The 17,414-nt window shown below is 53.3% G+C and carries 13 protein-coding genes and 2 pseudogenes; 9 read left to right on the top strand and 6 right to left on the bottom strand.

The features are described from left to right. Window positions 1-23: 23 nt before the first annotated feature. Window positions 24-1,316: a two-component system sensor histidine kinase RstB gene (rstB, locus tag CSK29544_RS15945; RefSeq protein ID WP_007890884.1), complete on the top strand. Its 1,293-nt coding sequence runs from the start codon at window positions 24-26 to the stop codon at window positions 1,314-1,316. Window positions 1,317-1,815: 499 nt separating this feature from the next. After that, window positions 1,816-2,745, top strand: coding sequence for a DNA replication terminus site-binding protein (tus, locus tag CSK29544_RS15955; protein ID WP_014728968.1), 930 nt, complete (start codon window positions 1,816-1,818; stop codon window positions 2,743-2,745). Here tus and fumC read toward each other — a convergent pair whose 3' ends face one another. After that, window positions 2,746-4,143, bottom strand: a complete 1,398-nt coding sequence (fumC, locus tag CSK29544_RS15960) for a class II fumarate hydratase (protein ID WP_007890877.1) — start codon at window positions 4,141-4,143, stop codon at window positions 2,746-2,748. It lies immediately after the preceding gene. A gap of 155 nt (window positions 4,144-4,298) precedes the next feature. Next, on the bottom strand, window positions 4,299-5,945 hold the full coding sequence (gene fumA / locus CSK29544_RS15965) for a class I fumarate hydratase FumA (RefSeq protein WP_004388284.1): 1,647 nt from the start codon (window positions 5,943-5,945) through the stop codon (window positions 4,299-4,301). A 205-nt stretch (window positions 5,946-6,150) separates the two neighbouring features. Between fumA and manA the strand changes: the two genes are divergently transcribed. Both manA and CSK29544_RS15975 read left to right on the top strand, forming a co-directional pair. Then, a complete protein-coding gene (gene manA, locus CSK29544_RS15970) occupies window positions 6,151-7,329 on the top strand; it encodes a mannose-6-phosphate isomerase (RefSeq protein ID WP_007890874.1) in 1,179 nt (392 codons plus the stop codon). Window positions 7,330-7,428: 99 nt separating this feature from the next. Further along, the gene (locus CSK29544_RS15975; RefSeq protein ID WP_007890872.1) at window positions 7,429-8,982 is read left to right on the top strand and encodes a YdgA family protein; all 1,554 of its coding nucleotides are present in this window, start codon (window positions 7,429-7,431) and stop codon (window positions 8,980-8,982) included. Window positions 8,983-9,024: 42 nt separating this feature from the next. Here the strand turns inward: CSK29544_RS15975 and CSK29544_RS15980 are convergent, their stop codons facing one another. After that, window positions 9,025-10,053, bottom strand: a complete 1,029-nt coding sequence (locus CSK29544_RS15980) for a Mal regulon transcriptional regulator MalI (RefSeq protein WP_007890869.1) — start codon at window positions 10,051-10,053, stop codon at window positions 9,025-9,027. A gap of 174 nt (window positions 10,054-10,227) precedes the next feature. Here CSK29544_RS15980 and malX point away from each other — a divergent pair. The 5 genes and pseudogenes from malX to CSK29544_RS16005 form a co-directional block, all read left to right on the top strand. Further along, window positions 10,228-11,358, top strand: a pseudogene (gene malX, locus CSK29544_RS15985) (PTS maltose transporter subunit IICB); the annotation flags it as partial. Between the two features lie 85 nt (window positions 11,359-11,443). After that, window positions 11,444-13,213 carry a recombinase family protein gene (locus CSK29544_RS15990; protein ID WP_013096884.1) on the top strand — a complete coding sequence of 590 codons (1,770 nt, stop codon included), beginning with the start codon at window positions 11,444-11,446 and terminating at the stop codon, window positions 13,211-13,213. A 558-nt stretch (window positions 13,214-13,771) separates the two neighbouring features. Next, window positions 13,772-14,533, top strand: a complete 762-nt coding sequence (locus CSK29544_RS15995) for a lysozyme inhibitor LprI family protein (RefSeq protein WP_023280005.1) — start codon at window positions 13,772-13,774, stop codon at window positions 14,531-14,533. After that, window positions 14,523-14,891, top strand: a complete 369-nt coding sequence (locus tag CSK29544_RS16000; protein ID WP_023280004.1) for a hypothetical protein — start codon at window positions 14,523-14,525, stop codon at window positions 14,889-14,891. The genes CSK29544_RS15995 and CSK29544_RS16000 overlap by 11 nt, the downstream gene beginning before the upstream one ends. Then, window positions 14,875-15,471, top strand: coding sequence for a hypothetical protein (locus CSK29544_RS16005; protein ID WP_016537359.1), 597 nt, complete (start codon window positions 14,875-14,877; stop codon window positions 15,469-15,471). Before CSK29544_RS16000 ends, CSK29544_RS16005 begins: the two co-directional genes overlap by 17 nt. 157 nt (window positions 15,472-15,628) lie before the next feature. Here CSK29544_RS16005 and CSK29544_RS16010 read toward each other — a convergent pair whose 3' ends face one another. The 3 genes and pseudogenes from CSK29544_RS16010 to CSK29544_RS23940 form a co-directional block, all read right to left on the bottom strand. Continuing rightward, the gene (locus tag CSK29544_RS16010; protein ID WP_000549951.1) at window positions 15,629-16,318 is read right to left on the bottom strand and encodes a VIT1/CCC1 transporter family protein; all 690 of its coding nucleotides are present in this window, start codon (window positions 16,316-16,318) and stop codon (window positions 15,629-15,631) included. Between the two features lie 134 nt (window positions 16,319-16,452). Continuing rightward, on the bottom strand, window positions 16,453-17,034 hold the full coding sequence (locus CSK29544_RS16015; protein ID WP_001004932.1) for a cytochrome b/b6 domain-containing protein: 582 nt from the start codon (window positions 17,032-17,034) through the stop codon (window positions 16,453-16,455). Window positions 17,035-17,127: 93 nt separating this feature from the next. Beyond that, window positions 17,128-17,358, bottom strand: a pseudogene (locus CSK29544_RS23940) (IS3 family transposase); the annotation flags it as partial. Window positions 17,359-17,414: the final 56 nt, after the last annotated feature.

The raw sequence follows: 17,414 nt of genomic DNA on the forward strand, positions 1-17,414 counted from the left end.
CGCCGCGGGCGTGAGAGATTTTCATGAAAAAACTCTTTATACAGTTCTATTTGCTGCTGTTTGTCTGCTTTCTGGTGATGACGATGCTGGTCGGGCTGGTCTATAAGTTCACCGCCGAGCGCGCCGGTCGGCAGTCGCTCGATGATCTGATGAAAAGCTCGCTCTATCTTATGCGTAGCGAACTGCGTGAAATCCCACCGCATGAGTGGAATAAAACCATCAAAGAGCTGGATTTAAATCTGTCGTTTAAGCTGCGTATTCAGCCGATGAATCAGTATCACCTTAACGACATCAACAGCCGCCGCCTGCGCGAAGGTGAAATTGTGGCGCTCGACGATGAATATACGTTTATCCAGCGTATTCCGCGCAGCCACTATGTGCTGGCGGTCGGCCCGGTGCCCTATCTCTATTTCCTGCATCAGATGCGGCTGCTGGATATCGCGCTGATTGCGCTGATCGCGATTTCGCTGGCGCTGCCGGTGTTTATCTGGATACGTCCCCACTGGCAGGAGATGCTGCGGCTGGAAACCGCGGCGCAGCGCCTGGGCGAAGGCCATCTCGATGAGCGCATCCATTTTGATAAGGCGTCGAGTTTCTCGCGCCTCGGCGTGGCGTTTAACCAGATGGCAAATAACATTAACACCCTGATTGCCAGTAAAAAGCAGCTGATTGACGGCATCGCCCACGAGCTTCGAACGCCGCTGGTGCGCCTGCGTTACCGGCTGGAGATGAGCGATAACCTGAGTACCGCAGAATCGCAGGCGCTGAACCGCGATATCGGCCAGCTGGAAGCGCTTATCGAGGAGTTGCTGACTTACGCGCGGCTGGACCGCCCGCAAACCGAGCTGCATCTGACGCACCCGGAACTGCCGCGCTGGCTGCATGACTATGTGGACGACGCGTGCCTGCTGCACCCGGAGCGAGAGTTGATTCTCGCGCGCATTGACGAAGGCGATTACGGCGCGCTGGATATGCGTCTTATGGAGCGCGTGCTGGATAATCTGGTGAATAACGCGCTGCGTTACAGCGAGCAGCGGCTGCGAATCGGGCTGTCGCTTGAGGGCGCGCAGGCGACGCTTGAAGTGGAAGATGACGGTTCAGGTATTCCCGAAGAGGAGCGCAGCCGGGTGTTTGAGCCGTTCGTGCGTCTCGACCCGAGCCGCGACCGCGCCACCGGCGGGTGCGGGCTGGGGCTTGCGATTGTGCATTCGATTGCGACCGCCATGAGCGGTGAAGTGAGCGTGACGCAAAGCGAACTCGGCGGCGCGCATTTTCGTTTTCGCTGGCCGGTGGTGTTGCCATCAGAAGGCGTGTAGTGGTTATGGCGCATGGCGGGTGCGCGAAGCTTACCCGCCCTACGGTTAACTGTATTAGCGTTGTCTTCTGTTTTGTGGCGGGTGCGCTGCGCTTACCCGCCCTACGGTGAGCTGCATTGGCATTGTCTTCTGTTCTGTGGCGGGTGCGCTGCGCTTACCCGCCCTACGGTTAACTGCATTGGCGCTGTCTTCTGTTCTGTGGCGGGTGCGCTGCGCTTACCCGCCCTACGGTGAGCTGCATTGGCGTTATCTTCTGTTCCGCGACGGGTGCGCTTTGCTTACCCGCCCTACAAAACACTACGCATAAGACTCGTAGGGTGGGTAAGCGCAGCGCACCCGCCATTTCCTTCATATGAACCTCTTCCTGCCACACTATTTTCATCTCACCATCATGCCCGTCTCGCCCGCCAATTTTCCTGCCAGACATTAAACTCCCTATGGTCAAACCCGGCGAAACTGTGCTAAACATAAAGTATGTTGTAACTAATGCGAGAACATCATGGCCCGTTACGATCTGGTTGAACGCCTTAACGTCACTTTTCGCGAATTAGAACATGCATTAATGGAGATGCGAGATGGCCTCGCGGCCTGTCGTCTGCTGGCGGCGCGGGTGTTCAGCCTGCCTGAAGTGGAAAAAGGCAAAGAGCACGATCCGCTGCTCACCATTTCGGTGACGCAAAAAATCGGCAAAGAGGCGCAGGAGGCGGCGCTGCGTCACTTTACGCATCTGTTCATCCAGCAGCAGTCGGAAAAGCGCAGCAGCAAGGCGGCGGTACGTCTGCCTGGCGCGGTCTGTTTCAGCGTCGATGATGCACAGCACGAGGCGCTGCACGCGCTGGCCGATAAAATCAACGCGTTGAAAACGCAGCTGGAAGAGATTATCACTGTAGAATCGGGCCTGCCCTCCACCCAGCGTTTTGAATGGGTGCACCGCTACCTGCCTGGGCTGATTACGCTCAACGCGTACCGTCGTCTCACGGTGCTGGATAACCCCGCCACGCTGCGTTTCGGCTGGGCGAATAAACATATTATTAAAAATCTGACGCGCGACGACGTGCTGGCGATGCTGGAGCGCGGGCTGAAAGCGCCTCGCGCGGTGGGCGGGTTAACTAAAGAGCAGTGGCACGCGCGCCTCACGCAGGAGTACAACGATATCGCCGCCCTCCCGCAGAAGGCGCGGCTGAAGATTAAACGCCCGGTGAAAGTGCAGCCGGTGGCGCGCGTCTGGTACGCGCAAAACCAGCGGCAGGTGCAGTATGCGTGCCCGTCGCCGCTGATTGTGTTGTGTCACGAAACGCGCGGCGGCGCGGTGCCAGATATTGGCGAACTGCTGAACTATGACGCCGAAAACGTGCAGCACCGCTATAAGCCGCAGGCGGAAGAACTGGTGATGATGATCCCCCGCCTGCATCTTTACCTCGCGCCCTGATCAGGGCTTCATGCTGCCCACCATCTCTTCCGGGCGTACCCAGGCGTCAAACTCCTCCTCGCTGAGATACCCAAGTTTCAGCGCGGAGGCTTTCAGCGTCAGCCCCTCTTTATGCGCTTTCTTGGCGATCTCGGCGGCTTTGTCGTAGCCGATATGCGTATTGAGCGCCGTTACCAGCATCAGCGATTCGTTAAGCAACTGGCTGATGCGGTCGCGATTCGGCTCAATACCGATAGCGCAGTGATGGTTAAAGCTCTCCATGCCGTCCGCCAGCAGGCGCACCGATTGCAGGAAGTTATGAATGACCATCGGGCGGAACACGTTGAGTTCAAAGTTGCCCATCGCCCCGCCCATATTGACGGCGACGTCATTACCCATCACCTGACAGCACAGCATGGTCAGCGCTTCGCACTGCGTCGGGTTCACTTTGCCCGGCATGATGGATGAGCCCGGCTCGTTTTCAGGAATCGAGATTTCGCCAATGCCGCAACGCGGGCCGCTCGCGAGCCATCGCACGTCGTTGGCGATTTTCATCAGCGAGGCCGCCAGCCCTTTCAGCGCGCCGTGGGCATGCACCAGCGCGTCGCAGGTGGCGAGCGCCTCAAATTTGTTGGGCGCGGTGACGAACGGCTGGCCGGTAAACGCGGCGAGCTCTTTCGCCACGCGCTCCGCGTACTCGGGGTGCGTATTCAGCCCGGTGCCAACCGCCGTACCGCCAAGCGCCAGCTCCGCCAGATGCGGCAGGCTGTTATCAATATGCTTAAGGTTATGCTCAAGCATCGCCACCCAGCCGGAGATCTCCTGGCCGAGCGTCAGCGGCGTGGCGTCCTGCAGATGGGTACGGCCAATTTTCACGATATCGCTGAACGCGCTCGACTTATCGCTGAGGGTTTTATGCAGCACTTTTAGCTGCGGGATCAGCTGTTCGCGCAGCGCGATCACCGCCGCGACATGCATCGCCGTCGGGAAGACATCGTTTGAGCTCTGGCTCTTGTTCACGTCATCGTTCGGGTGCACCTTGCGCGCCATGCCGCGTTCGCCGCCGAGGATTTCGCTCGCGCGGTTCGCAAGCACCTCATTCATGTTCATGTTGGTCTGGGTGCCGGATCCGGTTTGCCAGATAGCAAGCGGGAACTCCTGCGGATGCGCGCCTTCCAGCACTTCATCGGCGGCTTTAATGATGGCCTCGCCGCGCTCTGCGGGCAGTAAGCCGAGATCCATATTGACCTTCGCGGCGGCGCGTTTGGTCAGCGCCAGCGCCGCAATCAGCGCGGTCGGCATTTTCTCGGTGGAGATGCGGAAGTGCTCCAGCGAACGCTGCGTCTGCGCGCCCCAGAGTTTATCGGCCGGCACGTCGATTGCGCCCATGGAATCTTTTTCACTGCGGTAGGCGGTCATTACTTTCTCCTTGATAACAAAGATGGGATTGCTCGCATGCTTCAGGAATAAGTATTGATGGCTTCAGCGAATCTGTATGGCGCTTTGTGCGCTCTTTTTGGTGTTGAAAGGCCGGGCGGCTGCGCCTTACCCGGCCTGCATCAGGGTCTGTTACGTTACTTCAGGCACGCCGAGCACTGTCCGGCCTGGATTTGCTGGAAGAAGTCGTTGCCTTTGTCATCCACCAGGATAAACGCCGGGAAATCTTCAACTTCGATTTTCCAGATAGCTTCCATGCCGAGCTCCGGGTACTCAACGCACTCCAGATGCCGGATGCTGTTCTGCGCCAGCACCGCCGCCGGGCCGCCGATACTCCCGAGATAAAAACCGCCATGTTTCTTACAGGCGTCCGTCACCTGCTGGCTGCGGTTGCCTTTGGCGAGCATGATCATGCTGCCGCCATTGGCCTGAAGCAGATCCACGTAGGAGTCCATGCGTCCGGCCGTCGTCGGGCCGAGCGAGCCGGAGGCGTACCCTTCCGGGGTTTTGGCCGGGCCTGCGTAGTAGATCGGGTGATCTTTCACGTACTGCGGCAGCCCTGCGCCGCTGTCGATGCGCTCTTTCAGTTTCGCATGGGCGATATCGCGCGCCACAATGATAGTGCCGGAGAGCGACAGCCGCGTGGAGACCGGATACTGCGACAGTTGCGCGAGGATTTCGCTCATCGGACGGTTGAGATCGACGCGCACCGCTTCGCCCTCGCCTGCGCGACGCAGCGCTTCGGGAATGTATTTGCCGGGGTTGCTTTCGAGCTTCTCGATCCAGATACCGTCGCGGTTGATTTTGGCTTTGATATTGCGGTCTGCCGAACAGGAGACGCCCATCCCCACCGGACAGGACGCGCCGTGGCGCGGCAGGCGGATAACACGGATATCGTGCGCGAAATATTTACCGCCGAACTGCGCGCCAAGGCCTAAATTGCGCGCCTCCTGCAGCAGCTCTTCTTCCAGCTGAACATCGCGGAACGCCTGGCCGTGTTCGTTACCTTCGGTCGGCAGGCCGTCGTAATATTTGGTCGAGGCGAGTTTAACGGTTTTCAGCGTCGCTTCCGCCGACGTGCCGCCAATCACAAACGCCACGTGGTATGGCGGGCAGGCCGCGGTGCCGAGCGTGCGCATTTTCTCCACCAGGTACGCTTTGAGCTTGCCGGGCGTGAGCAGCGCTTTGGTTTCCTGGTACAAGTAGGTTTTGTTCGCGGAGCCGCCGCCTTTGGCGATACACAGGAACTTATACTCATCGCCATCAACGCTGTAGAGATCGATCTGCGCCGGCAGGTTGGTGCCGGTGTTAACCTCTTTGTACATATCGAGCGCCGCGTTTTGCGAATAGCGCAGGTTATCCTGAGTATAGGTCTCGTAGACGCCCTGCGCCAGCGCGGCTTCATCGCCGCCGCCGGTCCAGACGCGCTGGCCTTTTTTGCCCATGATGATGGCGGTGCCGGTGTCCTGGCAGGTCGGCAGAATGCCTTTGGCGGCAATCTCCGAGTTGCGAAGGAATTGCAGCGCGACATATTTGTCGTTTTCGCTGGCTTCCGGGTCGCTCAGGATATCCGCCACCTGCTGCTGATGCGCCGGGCGCAGCATAAACGAGGCGTCATGGAAGGCGTGGCGGGCCAGCAGGGTCAGCGCCTGCGGCTCGACTTTCAGGATTTCCTGACCTTCAAATTCGGAAACGGAGACGTGATCGCGGGTTAACAGGTAATACTCGGTCTCGTCCTTTTTCAGTGGAAAAGGCTCTTGCCAGAAGAAGGGTTTGCCAGACATTGCACTCTCACTTACAGCTACAGTTAAGAAATTTGTCGTTCCGCCACTGAGTCCGTGTGCGGCATGAAAAAGCGAGTCGCTACATCGTACACAATTTTTTAACAAAAACTGAGACTAAACCGACTTTTTACCCAGCCGGGTTACTTCGGGGCACTTTATTGGTTTAATACCGAAAAATGTTTTCCTTCGAATACAGGGACTGATCATGCAGAAACTCATTAACTCGGTGCAAAACTACGCCTGGGGCAGCAAAACGGCGTTAACGGAACTTTATGGCGTGGCGAACCCGGAAGGCCTGCCGATGGCGGAGCTGTGGATGGGCGCTCACCCGAAAAGCAGCTCGAAAATTCAGGATGCGCAGGGCCAGACCCGCGCCCTTCGCGAGGTGATCGACGTGGATAAAACCGCCCTGCTCGGCGCGCCGGTGGCGGAGCGCTTCGGAGAACTGCCGTTCCTGTTTAAAGTGCTGTGTGCCGACCAGCCGCTCTCCATTCAGGTACACCCGCACAAGCAGGCGTCTGAAGAAGGCTTTGCACGCGAAAACGCGGCGGGCATTCCGCTCAGCGCCGCCGAGCGTAACTACAAAGATCCGAACCACAAGCCGGAGCTGGTTTTTGCACTGACCCCGTTCCTCGCCATGAACGCGTTTCGTGAGTTCTCAGAGATTGTCTCGCTGCTGCAACCGGTCGCGGGCGCGCATACCGCTATCGCGCATTTCCTAGCGGAGCCAAATGCCGACCGCCTGCGTGAGCTTTTCGCCGGGCTGCTGAATATGCAGGGCGAGGAGAAATCCCGCGCGCTGGCGGTGCTGAAAACGACCGTCGCAAGCCAGCAGGGCGAGCCGTGGGAGACTATTCGGTTTATCGCGCAGTTCTACCCGGACGACAGCGGCCTCTTCTCCCCGCTGCTGCTGAACGTGGTAAAACTGAACCCTGGCGAGGCGATGTTCCTGTTTGCCGAAACGCCGCACGCCTATTTGCAGGGCGTGGCGCTGGAGGTCATGGCCAACTCCGACAACGTGCTGCGCGCGGGTCTCACCCCAAAATATATCGATATTCCTGAGCTGGTCGCCAACGTGAAGTTTGTCGCCAAACCGGCGGGCGAACTGCTGACGCAGCCGGTGAAGCAGGAAAACGCGCTGGAGTTCCCGATTCCGGTCGAGGATTTCGCCTTCTCGCTGCACGATCTCCATTCACAGCCGCAAAGCCTCGCGCAGGAGAGCGCCGCGATCCTGTTCTGCGTTGAGGGCGAAGCGGTGCTCAGCAAAGGGGACGAGCGCTTGGCCTTAAAACCGGGCGAATCAGCTTTCGTCGCGGCCAGTGAATCGCCGGTCAGCGCAAGCGGCGTGGGCCGTCTCGCGCGCGTCTATAATAAGCTCAACTAAGTTACTGATCTTTTAAGCAAGGATTGCTAAGCTTGGTAACATCTTTACCAGTCATGCCAGACGGACCGCCGTCTGGCTTCGTTTTAAGGGAACTGAACTATGAAAAAATCACTGGTTGCCGTGGGCGTGATTGTCGCTCTCGGGGTCGTCTGGACAGGTGGTGCGTGGTACACCGGTAAGCAATTTGAAAAACATGTCGGCGAAATGGTGGCAGAAGCCAACGCGCAATTTAAGCGTAGCGCGCCGCAGGCGGGGCTTGAGCTGAGCTACCAGGATTACCAGCGCGGCCTGTTCAGCAGCCATCTGCAACTGGTGGTGAAACCGGCGGCGGGTCAGCAGGAAGCGCTGCTGAAGCCGGGCCAGAGCGTCGTACTGGAGCAGGTCGTAAGCCACGGTCCGTTCCCGCTCGCCGATCTGAAAAAACTGAATATTCTGCCGGCAATGGCGTCTGTGCACACTACGCTTGTGAACAATGACACCACCAAAGCGCTGTTCGATATGGCGAAAGGCAAATCGTTTGCCGATGTGCAGACCCGCATCGGCTATGGTGGCGCGACCTCCAGCGATATTCAGCTCCAGCCGCTCAATTACGAAGCCGCGGACGAAAAAGTTTCCTTTAGCGGCGGCGAATTCCAGCTTGATGCGGACAAAGACGGCAACGACGTGAGCCTGAAAGGCGAAGCGTCCAGCGGCCTGGTGAGCGCGGTAAATGAGTATGGTCAGCATGTGCAGTTGACTTTCAACGGCCTGAAAGCTGACGGCAACACCAAAATGACCCGCTTTAACGAGCGCGTCGGCGAGCAAAAACTGGATCTTGAAAAACTGGCGATTGCCATTGAAGGTCAGGAAATGGCGCTGCTGGAAGGCATTAGCCTGAACGGCAAATCCGACGTGGCGAAAGATGGCAAGAGCATCGACAGCCAGATGGATTACGTCATGAACAGCCTGAAAGTGCAGAATCAGGATCTGGGCAGCGGCAAGATGACGCTGAAAATCGGCAACATCGACGGCCAGGCGTGGCATCAGTTCAGCCAGCAGTATAACGAGCGCAGCCGCGCGCTGATGGCGCAGCCGGGCATTATGGATAATCCGGAGCAGTACCAGCAGCAGGCGACCGAAATCCTGCTCTCTTCCCTGCCGCTGCTGCTGAAAGGCAACCCGGTTATCACTATCGCGCCGCTGAGCTGGAAAAACGCTAAAGGCGAAAGCACCTTTAACCTGTCGCTGTTCCTGAAAGATCCGGGCCAGGCACCGGTGAGCGCGACCCAGGCCGCGCCTGCCGAACAGCTCGATCGCGTGGTGAAAAGCCTCGACAGCAAGCTGGTTATCCCGGTGGATATGGCGACCGAGATGATGACGCAGGTGGCGAAACTGGAAGGCTACCAGCAGGCCGATGCCGAGAAGCTGGCGAGCCAGCAGGTGAAAGGCCTTGCGGCGATGGGCCAGATGTTCCGTATCACCACGATGCAGGACAACAGCATCGTTACCAGCCTGCAGTACGCTAACGGCCAGGTGAATCTGAACGGGCAGAAAATGCCGCTCGCGGAATTTGTCGGCATGTTCGGCCTGCCGGGCATCACCGCGCCAGAGCCACAGACGATGCCAGCGCCCGCTGCGCCGGGTGTGACGCCGCCAGTCGCGCCGCAGCAGTAAAAAGAAAACGGCCTCTCAGGAGGCCGTTTTTTATTGCACGTTTCATCGCCGCGCCACCAGCCGCGGGCCGAGGATCAGGCTGCCGGTGGACTCATCGCCGTGCTGAATACGCTGCATCATGCGCTCGGCCACGCAGTGCCCCATTTCACGCGCGGGCGTCGTGACCCAGGTCAGGGGCACGTCATCGAGTCTCGCCTCCGGCACTTCCGCGAATGCCGCCAGCGTCACGCTGTTCTCAAAATAGCTCTCATAACCCCCTTCGCCACTCTGCCGCCCGGCACGCATCAGGCCGAACCATGCGCCCATCGCCACGGTACTGTTATGGCACAACACGGCGGTAATGGTCGGGTTAACGCGCAGCAGTTCGTTAATGGCCTCCGCCGCCTGTTTCTGCCCGGCCGGACACTCAACAATCCACTCGCTGTGAAACGGCAGGCCGTACTGTAAAAGCGTGGCGCAGTAGCCGCCGAGCCGTTCGGCGCGGGTCAGCGACGAGCTCGCCCCGCCAAGCCAGGCGATACGCTGATGGCCGCGATGAATGAGATGCTCGGTCACCAGCCGCGCCGCCTGCTGGTTGTCCGGGCGAACCGTGTCCACTTCATCGTGATGGCTGGCGCGTGAGGCGAAAAGCAGCGGTATATTGCGCGCGCGGGCCTGCGCCTGCCACGCGGTGACCTGCCCCGTGCCGCCAGCCACCACCACGCCGTCAACGCCCTGGTCGAGCAGCGTATCGAAACAGCGCTGCATTTGGGCTTCATCACGCCCGCCCTGGAGCAGAAAAAGCATTCGCCCCTGCGCTTCCAGCGCCTCGGAGAGGCCCGCGGTGAGCTCGGCGTAAAACGGCGTGGTGAGATCGCGCACGATAAGCCCAATCACCCCGCTTGGCCCGCCGCGCAGCGCCGACGCCTGCCGGTTACGCACAAATCCTAACTGCTCAATGGCCTCGTTCACCCGCTGGCCGGTGGCGCTGGAGATCCGTCCCTTACCGCTCAGCACCAACGAAACGGTAGCGACCGACACCCCCGCCGCCTGTGCGACATCATTAATAGTGATTCTTTTCGCCTGACTCATTGGCTACGCTTTTTGCTCCACAAGTGGCAGATAAAACCTTTTACCTGTCCTTCTATTATAACTGCGAGGCCTGGGTAATGTTCTGTGATTCACCGCGCATTAAACTTTGATAAAACGTTTTATCTTGCAATCCTTCGTTCAGGGGCTGGGATCATTTAATGCGAGGTGTCGTTTATGACGGCGAATACAGGTCAAAAAAATACGCTTTGGGGATTTATGCAGCAGCTCGGCAAGACGTTTATGTTGCCGGTGGCGCTGCTGTCGTTTTGCGGCATTCTGATGGGCATTGGCAGTTCGCTCAGCAGTCATGACGTCATCACGCTGATGCCGTTACTCGGTAATAGCGTGTTACAGCTCATCTTTACGTGGATGAGCAAAATGGGCTCTTTCGCCTTCAGTTTTCTGCCGGTGATGTTCTGTATCGCGATTCCGCTGGGGCTGGCGCGTGAAAACAAAGGTGTTGCGGCGTTTGCCGGTTTCGTCGGCTACGCGGTAATGAACCTGGCGGTTAACTTCTGGCTCACCGCCAAAGGCATTCTGCCAACGCAGGACGCGGCGCTGCTGAAAGCCAACAACGTCCAGTCGGTGCTCGGCATTCAGTCTATCGATACCGGCATTCTGGGCGCGGTGATTGCAGGCGTGATCATCTGGCTTTTGCATGAGCGTTTTCATAAAGTGCGGCTGCCGGACGCGCTGGCGTTTTTCGGTGGTACCCGTTTTGTGCCTATCGTTACCACCGTGGTGATGGGCCTGGTCGGGCTGACGATTCCGCTCATCTGGCCGTTCTTCGCCAAAGGCATTAATGCGCTGGGCTGGCTGATTAACAGCACCGGCAGCTTCGCACCGATGATTTTCGGCACCGGCGAGCGCCTGCTGCTACCGTTTGGCCTGCAACATATTCTGGTGGCGCTGATCCGCTTTACCGAGGCGGGCGGCACGATGGATGTCTGCGGGCACAGCGTCTCCGGCGCGCTGACCATCTTCCAGGCGCAGCTTAACTGCCCTACCTCGCACGGCTTCGCCGAAAGCGCCACTCGCTTCCTGTCGCAGGGGAAAATGCCGGCGTTTCTGGGCGGCTTGCCGGGTGCTGCGCTTGCCATGTACCACTGCGCAAAACCAGAGAATCGTCATAAGATCAAAGGGCTGCTGATTTCCGGCGTGATCGCCTGCGTGGTGGGCGGCACCACCGAACCGCTGGAGTTTCTGTTCCTGTTTGTGGCCCCTGCGCTCTATCTCATCCACGCGCTGCTGACCGGGCTCGGCTTTACCATGATGGCGCTGCTTGGCGTGACCATTGGCAACACTAAAGTAAAATACACCTCATTAAGAATTGAGGCGTAAAAACAGCTATACCTGTCGCCCCAATGGATTACCAAGGAGGTGATGACCAATGTCTGCACATGTTACAATCTTAAGAAATACAGTACTTCCAGTGAAATTCAATACCATGAATCGTCCACGCTTATATTCATATATCCGTTACTCCAGCGAACGACAAGGTAAAGGTAGTTCGATTGAGCGTCAGAAGAGCTACATTGCTGAAATGGCAAAACAGATTGCTACTGAGTACGATCTGGAGATTTTCGAGGAATACCAAGATTTAGGGGTATCCGCGTACAAGGGTAAAAACGTTCAGGAAGGAGCTTTATCGGATTTCATAGACCAAGTTGAATCCGGTTTGATCCCAAAGGGGTCTTTCCTCTTGATTGAATCCCTTGATCGCTTCTCACGCCAGAACGCCATGCAAGCGGTTAACCTTTTCACCAGCTTATTACTTAATGGCATCACGGTAATTACCGGGATTGATAAACAGGTTTACAGACAGACTGAAGTAAACACCGAGACATTGCAGCAACTGATGTTTAGCGTGATGTTGTTCAGCCGTGCAAACGAAGAAAGTTCAACCAAATCACACCGCACCATTGCAAGTGCTCTGTCCAAGATCAGACGTCACCAGGAACGGAAACCAGGTGATCCTGTAGTCGCAATTAAAGAGTTAGGCTCGGATAAATGGTGGACAGATTCAAGTACTGGATATGTCAATCCGCATCCAGTCCTGTTCCCCATAGCAAAAAAAATTATCCAGTTAAAACAAGACGGTTGGTCAAATCGGATGATCCTTCAACATCTGAAAAACAACTACGATGGACCGGTTATTGGCAACAAAAAATCAAAAGGTATATGGAATATGCAGCATTGTTCCAGAATCCTTGAACCTGCCATTTATGGACGAAAAGTAATCACTGTAAACAATGCAGAATACGTTCTGGATGATTATTACCCTGCGATCATCAGCAAAGATGAATATGAAGCGTTAAAGCTCCAAGTTGGAAACAAAGGATTTGCCCCGAATCGCGAGAGTAATCCAGAAATACCATTACTTTCCGGTATTGGTATTTTGCACTGTGCGCACTGCTCATGTTACATGGTTAAGGCTAAATCAACCCTTAAAAACCATCCACATGCTTACCGTTACCAATGTGCATCCAGAGATTTACATCAAGATTGTAATAAGTGGGGATTCAGGGCAAGCACCCTTGAAAGGACGATTTTACAACTAATAGCCGATAGAATATTCTTACAGACGAAATATCAACCATCTGGTTTAGAAGGGAAAATAGCGGACATACAATCGCAAATTGAGAACTATGTATTGGCTATAGGTTCAGCTAAAAGCCCTGAGATCATTAATAGCCTCACTTCGCAAATTGATCAACTAGAACAAGAAAAACAAAGTCTGATAGTGGAAAAAAGACTATACGATGAATCAATCGTGCAAATGAACACTGAAGGTTGGGACAAGTTCAGGAAGTTTGACATTGATGACGCACTTAACCCTTTACGCACAAAAATAAGAGCAAACATTAAGACCGTTATTATGCGCGTAGATTGCTCCAGAATAGATAAGAAACACAACTTGTTTACCATCACATACCGCGATCAGCATAAACAGCGTATCGTTATCGAAAACAACTCAGGCTGGAAGAAGGGTAAGATTTATGTTGAAGCGCAGACTATCAACGATATTCAAATTCTTGAATCTGAAGGTTTGATACTGCATGACCATATTGACATATTGATCAACCGAGACAAGTTCATGACGGAAGCGAAAAAACGACTAGATCATCCCCGAACACTGATCGATGAACTGACGGAATAAAGGTAAGTGTTAGTGCCATTGTAAAATTGCCCCACAGAAATGTTAGCGTAATCCATCGCTATATAGCCATGAATCGCTCTGTATCTTGTCAGAGCGATTAAAGCAGACTTCAGGCATCGTTCAATATAAAACCCCCGTAAAACTTGATACAGAGCGTTGTAGAGCAAGGGTTCAAAATTACATCGTATTCATTCTGTCTACGAACTGTACTTATTGCACCGCTCCTTATCGAAACACCTCTATGGTTGCCGGAAACCCGGCACAAAGTAGATTGTTATGTCTTTCAATCGCAGTATTCAAGACTAACCGCTGCCCGCCGCCCGACGTTAACACCAAGCATATGAACCATTTTAAAACCCTTTAAAAACAATACCCTTCGCATCTTCCCCCTCTTCTCCCCATGTTAATAGATCGTTTTTACAGATCAATTATACGATATTGATAGATTTAATAGATCAATGTAAGATCATGATTCTTCGGTTAGTGTTTCTCGTAAACAAGACTCACGGAATGAATACTCTGTCCACGATGGAGTGCGAAAGAAAGAAGGTATCCAGAATGACAATTCTTATTAAAACTTTAAAAATCATGGCGTCAGGTGTTGTTTTCGTTTCAGGTTTAACCACCGCCTCCAGTACCGTGTATTTCTTGCCAGAGGCAAAATCAATGGGTGTCGCCAGCAGCGACAAAAACGCACTGATGTTTCTCGGGATGGACAGGGATGTAAATCTGAAGGGAATATGCTTCGCGATGACAAAGCAATCATCATCAATCGTTCCGCTGGTAGATATCACTGCTACAACTGATAACGGCAGATTCACGATGCACGGGTTACGCCCTAATGTCAGTGATTCTAAAGAAGTCGCTTGTTCCTTCGGGTCCGAAGCTGGTGATTTCTTGACTGCCATTTCGAAGTCAACAACCGTTAACGTGAAGCTGGACTTCAATGGCGAGATCCGCAATTACAGTTTCGACACTACAGAGTTCGGAAAGGTATTGACTGCGAATGGGCAAGCCGTGGGGGAAAAAGCAGCTAAAGACTACGCTCAGGGAGTACGTGCACCCGTTTTCTATAGCAGCGGTAGCGAAGCTCCCAAAAACAATGCAGTAACCTCAAACGTCGATACACACAGTTATAAAGCAAGCGATGAGAAACTTAATTCGGTCTGGAAAAGCCTTAGCCCTGAAACCCGAAAACGATTGCTTCCTTCTCAAAGAGAATGGATAAAGCACAAATCCGGCTGCAATAATGAACAGAAATGTCTTACCGACATGACGAACAATCGCATTCGTGAACTGGAGTCTGAATATGGAAAATAATGCGCTGACTTTGGTTTTAAAAAACGATTGGGTAGCATCGTCTTCTGGTAATACCTATACCGGAAAATACACAGTTGGACGGTTTCACCTGACAGATGCGTTCATCGTTGTGTATATGAAGCTGATACATGGAATTGAAATACCCGATTTATGGGTCAGTAGCAGTTTCACTAACATACCAGATACCGATACCCGTAGGGTTATGTATATGGAAGGCTGTGATATGTTATCGAAAGATACAATGAACGAAATCCGTAATGCAGTGAAGTCCCCGCCTGACAAGCTGAAAATATATCGTAATGGAGAGCGTATTGTTAAGATAGAAGTTATGGAAGAACGAAATGAAATCACCCTATGAACGTTATATTAAAATAGCAGTCATAACCGTCGCAATAGCCTACGGCATCAATCTCCTTTACGGGCTGACGCCCCCCCCATATCAGCCTAAAACCCCCGAAGTGAAGGCCAAGGTAAATGCTGATACCGTAACTCAGCAACAACCTGAGCAACCATCCAAACCATCGATAATCGATATACTTCCGCGAATGTATACAACAGGGGAAGTTTATGCGCGGTTTGAACAACATGAATTCAGGGCAACAAATGACTTCAAAAAATGTCAGTTAATGGTAACAGGAAAAATAACTGGTATCGGTACTGTTACTTTCAGAAAAAATCCTGTAGTAACATTGGGTATTCCCGGTTCAGATGAAGGCCTGAAGTTCATATTTGAAGATACGAATTACAATAACGATAAAGTTGCTGCATTGAATATTGGGGATCTGATTATAATCGCCGGGAAGAATGCACGACCTGGAACCTTTGGTGGTATCTTTCTTGATGACTCGAAGATAATGACTGATATGATTTCAAAGAAGAAACGACAAATTTTGGTTGTCAATGGTGGCGTTTACGACCGGGAAATTTGCCAGAAGTAGCGTTGTCCTTGCCCTTGAAATGGAGGGGGAGAATCCCCTCCATCACCCCTTCAACAGGTATTGGCGCAAGCAGGAATCGAGTTTGAAGGGAGCTGCATTGCAAATTGTTTTGCGAAGCATCGCCAGTAAGATGGTACTCGAATTGTGCTTCATAACATTAAAGCAGGGCCTGCCCTGCAAAATGACCAATCCCCATAGACAAAAGCATAGCCATGGTACTCCAGAACGTAATTCTTATGATCGCCCTGACAGGAGAGGCTTTACTCAAAACCGAAGATATATAGCCAAGGACCGCCAGTGAAAAAAGGGTGGAAAGGATTATCAACAAAAAAGCCAGTTTCAGAGGGGAGAGCCATGCCACGATTAAGGGTAACACCGCACCAGCGGAAAAACTCAGGGCAGAAAAGACAGCTGCCTGTAGGGGCTGTGCAGAATTTATATCCGTCAACCCCAGTTCTTCACGGGCATGAGCATCCAGGGCATCTTTGACCATAAGTTGCTCCGCAACCTGCCGGGCAAGCTCTGGCTCCAGTCCACGTTGCATATAAAGTGAAGTCAGTTCCCGCACCTCTCCCTGATAATCAGTTTCCAGCTCCCTTTTTTCCTGGGCAAGTGCTGCGTTTTCGGTATCCGCCTGAGATGAGACGGAAACATATTCCCCTGTAGCCATTGACATAGCTCCGGCAACCAGTCCTGCAACACCTGCAAGTAAAACACCGGAAGGACTGCTATTTGCAGATGCAACCCCAAGAACAAGGCTCGCTGTCGAAACAATTCCGTCATTTGCCCCCAGTACAGCTGCCCTCAGCCATCCCACTTTTTCGATACTATGTCGTTCAAGATGCATATATTTTTTCCTTCAAATACGCATACTCATCGGAATTACGGATAAATAGAAAATGCATTGACGGATAAATGCGCGGTTATAGTCTGTTTTAGCCAACCATTACAGGGCATCTTATCCATCATAAACCTACAGCACTATTCGGTAACGGGATTTTTCCTTTGGCTACGAACGGTGAGGAAGATATGCAGCAACCCCATCGCACCATGTGCCCAGAAATAGGTTTCAATAAATACAGTCAGAAACTTATGCACATGCAGGACGGTTTCTGTCAGCACAGGTGACGTGCCAAGAGCAGTATTGAGAGCAAACCAGAATCCACCACATAATGCAACGCCCAATAGTGCAAGTACACCAAGCCCCTGAACCAGAGCAGCAATCCCACCAGCATGAGCTTCAGGAAGACGGAATGATATCAGCATTTTGATATCTTCAACCACACCTCGAAAATCAAGGACCACCCAGGCAAAATAGTAACGAAATCCTCGTTGTGTCAGCATCCATGCAAGCATGACAAACCCAAGGACAATCAGTGATAACCCAGTGATAACATGGAACCATGTTACGAACCCAGTGAGAGTATAGTCACTAAGCGCATCGCTTTCGGTAAGGTTTGAATTAATAATCTGCAATAAAATCAATACAGCTACGATGATATGCAGCACACGTAGAAATGGTGTGTTTTTGTGAGGAAGAGCATTACGTAAATTTTCGTTCATAATTTAGCCACTTTTTTAAGGTTGGTTGACCACTCAATATTATGCCTTTTTATTAAGATAACCTTAACTTCTCAAAACCAAGATGCACTCAGTAATATCCAAACCATGTTCAAAGGCCCAGTACTCGACAGGTAAATTCAGGTTCCTGAGTGGTTCTTATCGTCGCCAGATAGCCACGAAACAACGCAATGCTGTACAGAATGCTTATATCTGAACGCTTGAAATTCCAAAAGCGACGTGGATCGTACGGCACTTAATCCGACGACCGATGAAGAGTGCAGCCATGACAAAATCCATTCACCAAGCCACATTAGGTGACGTCGGAAATGATCTTCTTACGGCAAAGCACATGGCTTAGAATCCCTGTTCCAGCCTCGAAG

It is taken from the genome of Cronobacter sakazakii, from assembly GCF_000982825.1.
GTDB lineage: Bacteria > Pseudomonadota > Gammaproteobacteria > Enterobacterales > Enterobacteriaceae > Cronobacter > Cronobacter sakazakii.

Bases quoted from the DNA above. Each gene is read 5' to 3' on its own strand.
- rstB (WP_007890884.1), top strand. From the start codon at position 24: ATGAAAAAACTCTTTATACAGTTCTATTTGCTGCTGTTTGTCTGCTTT.
- tus (WP_014728968.1), top strand. From the start codon at position 1,816: ATGGCCCGTTACGATCTGGTTGAACGCCTTAACGTCACTTTTCGCGAA.
- fumC (WP_007890877.1), bottom strand. From the start codon at position 4,143: ATGACCGCCTACCGCAGTGAAAAAGATTCCATGGGCGCAATCGACGTG.
- fumA (WP_004388284.1), bottom strand. From the start codon at position 5,945: ATGTCTGGCAAACCCTTCTTCTGGCAAGAGCCTTTTCCACTGAAAAAG.
- manA (WP_007890874.1), top strand. From the start codon at position 6,151: ATGCAGAAACTCATTAACTCGGTGCAAAACTACGCCTGGGGCAGCAAA.
- CSK29544_RS15975 (WP_007890872.1), top strand. From the start codon at position 7,429: ATGAAAAAATCACTGGTTGCCGTGGGCGTGATTGTCGCTCTCGGGGTC.
- CSK29544_RS15980 (WP_007890869.1), bottom strand. From the start codon at position 10,053: ATGAGTCAGGCGAAAAGAATCACTATTAATGATGTCGCACAGGCGGCG.
- CSK29544_RS15990 (WP_013096884.1), top strand. From the start codon at position 11,444: ATGTCTGCACATGTTACAATCTTAAGAAATACAGTACTTCCAGTGAAA.
- CSK29544_RS15995 (WP_023280005.1), top strand. From the start codon at position 13,772: ATGACAATTCTTATTAAAACTTTAAAAATCATGGCGTCAGGTGTTGTT.
- CSK29544_RS16000 (WP_023280004.1), top strand. From the start codon at position 14,523: ATGGAAAATAATGCGCTGACTTTGGTTTTAAAAAACGATTGGGTAGCA.
- CSK29544_RS16005 (WP_016537359.1), top strand. From the start codon at position 14,875: ATGAAATCACCCTATGAACGTTATATTAAAATAGCAGTCATAACCGTC.
- CSK29544_RS16010 (WP_000549951.1), bottom strand. From the start codon at position 16,318: ATGCATCTTGAACGACATAGTATCGAAAAAGTGGGATGGCTGAGGGCA.
- CSK29544_RS16015 (WP_001004932.1), bottom strand. From the start codon at position 17,034: ATGAACGAAAATTTACGTAATGCTCTTCCTCACAAAAACACACCATTT.